4 protein-coding genes are annotated in these 2,101 nt (G+C 34.7%); all 4 read left to right on the forward strand.

The features are described from left to right. Positions 1-61: 61 nt before the first annotated feature. The 4 genes from QOS06_RS10575 to QOS06_RS10590 all read left to right on the forward strand — a co-directional run bounded on the left by QOS06_RS10575 (position 62) and on the right by QOS06_RS10590 (position 1,968). Positions 62-532 (forward strand): DMT family transporter, encoded by a 471-nt coding sequence (locus tag QOS06_RS10575; RefSeq protein WP_085680754.1) that lies wholly within the window; start codon positions 62-64, stop codon positions 530-532. 8 nt (positions 533-540) lie between these two features. After that, positions 541-903, forward strand: a complete 363-nt coding sequence (locus QOS06_RS10580) for an EamA family transporter (protein WP_273774437.1) — start codon at positions 541-543, stop codon at positions 901-903. Between the two features lie 142 nt (positions 904-1,045). Continuing rightward, positions 1,046-1,423 (forward strand): DUF4430 domain-containing protein, encoded by a 378-nt coding sequence (locus QOS06_RS10585; RefSeq protein ID WP_003669961.1) that lies wholly within the window; start codon positions 1,046-1,048, stop codon positions 1,421-1,423. A 5-nt stretch (positions 1,424-1,428) separates the two neighbouring features. Beyond that, positions 1,429-1,968: an ECF transporter S component gene (locus QOS06_RS10590; RefSeq protein ID WP_003669962.1), complete on the forward strand. Its 540-nt coding sequence runs from the start codon at positions 1,429-1,431 to the stop codon at positions 1,966-1,968. Positions 1,969-2,101: the final 133 nt, after the last annotated feature.

Below are 2,101 nucleotides of genomic sequence, written 5' to 3' on the forward strand. Positions count from 1 at the left end.
GGTAAGTATGCGATGTTTCCAGAATCTCCCACTTCAAGCATTAAACCGTAGGTTTAGCTAAGTGGGAGTAGTTCAAACTCCTATCGCAAAGATTCTCGGAATTCAATGTCCGCCGGTTTATCTGACGGCTTCCTTATATCTAGGGTCCGCAATCGGATTAATTTGTTTGTATTATCTGTTCAAAGATCGATTTGATACAGGGGAACAAAGTGTTAGTTTAAATGACTTGGACAGCCTTGTCTTAATGATTGTGCTAAATATTGGCGATGGAATCCTGTTAAATTTAGGAATAAAATTATCGTCCGCAGTATCAATGTCGTTAATTAGTAATTTTGAAATCGTTGCTACGGCAGTGATTTGCGGTGAGAAAATTACAAAGAAATTATGGCTTGGGATTAGTGTGATTGTTATTGCCAGTATGGTATTATCCTTTAACTTTAGCAGTTTGAAAATTTCTTGGGGCATCATTCTGGGCTTATTGGCAACCATTTTATGGGGATTTGAGAATAATGTTACTAAAAACTATCAATAAAGAACCCTGTGCAAGTAGTAATAATTAAAGGGTTTGGTGTTGGCATTGGTAGCTACTTAATAGCGCTTGGTGTTAAAGAAACACCAGTAAAAAGCGTCTTGACCATCGTTTATTGTTTAATATTAGGATTTTTTGCGTTTGGTTTAAGCATTTTATTATATATAATGGCGCAGCGTTATTTAGGAGCGGCCAAAACAAGTGCTTATTATGCGTTAAGTCCGTTTATTGCGGTTATTTTATTGTTACTAATATTAGGAGAAAGTCTTAGTCTTCAATTCATTATCGCGCTTATATTAATGATTGCGGGGATATTTATTGTGGTAAATGATGTACCCGTAAGTGAGAAAAGACCGACTCAAAAATATTCGTAGCACATTATAGAGAAAAGAGCACTATTTTGTCCTATTTGTCAAAAAACATTGAACTTATTTGATGATAATTGTAGCTTAGAGTTAGCAATTATTATGTTGTTTTTAATATCTTGATTAATTGTATTTTTTGGAGGAATAATTTATAAAAAAATTTAAGTTGATTAGCGGTTTATTAGTTATGTTCTTAGCATTCTTTATTTTAACGGGATATACAAATAATACTCAAAAGAATAGCAATACAATTAAGGTTACATACACTCTTAAACAAGGTAAAAAGGTGGTTGCTACTAAGAAAACGACTTTGAAAAAGAATGATAAGGTAATTACCGGATTGAAGAAAAATTGGAAAGTTAAAGAAGTTAAAGGCTTTATTACATCAATTGATGGAATGAAGGAAAACCAAAAGAAAGGAATTTATTGGACATATACAATTAATGGAGAAAAGGTTAATAAGTTAGCTAACCAGCAAACATTGAAGAATAAAGATAAGGTTCAGTTCACGTTGGATAAGGCGGAATGATATAAATGAAAGTACGTGTTCATCCAGTAAGTAAGCATATGCAGGTCAAACGAATGACGCTAATTGCGATGCTGGCAGCACTAGGGACTGTTTTACGGGTCTTTAAGATAATTCCAATCCCTAACGTTCAACCTGTTACAGATTTGATAATGATTGCAACATTAGTTCTTGGCGTTGGCTTTGGAATTTCATTAGCAATGATGATAATGATCTTGTCAAATTTGCTATTAGGTTTTGGTATTTGGACCGTGCCACAGATTCTGGCTTATGCCGTATGTGTTCTTACAGTGGCTGGTCTTGCTAAAGTAACACCCTTAAAAAAGCATTTTACATTACAGCTTATATTGGCAACTTTTCTGGGATTTGAATATGGATTTTTTGTTAGTTTAGGAATGTCAATTTATGGTGGCTGGGCTGCTTTCTTGGCTTATTGGCTTAGCGGACTGTTATTTGACCTATATCATGCATTAGGAAATTTAGGCTGTTACTTTATTTTATATAAGCCGTTAACGGTAGCATTTAAGCACTATTTGCAAGAAGGATAAATGATTTTGATAAAGACCAAAGTGGTAGGTATTTTCTATTTCTTTGGTCTTTAATTCTAGTGCGCCCGGCATGGGTATTAGCTAGGTGGTGAAAGTCCGCTATGGGCCGTAGTAGTCGGAACCATGAGCTGAG

This window comes from Limosilactobacillus sp. DJ3M12 (genome assembly GCF_947381695.1).
Lineage (GTDB): Bacteria > Bacillota > Bacilli > Lactobacillales > Lactobacillaceae > Limosilactobacillus > Limosilactobacillus kinnaridis.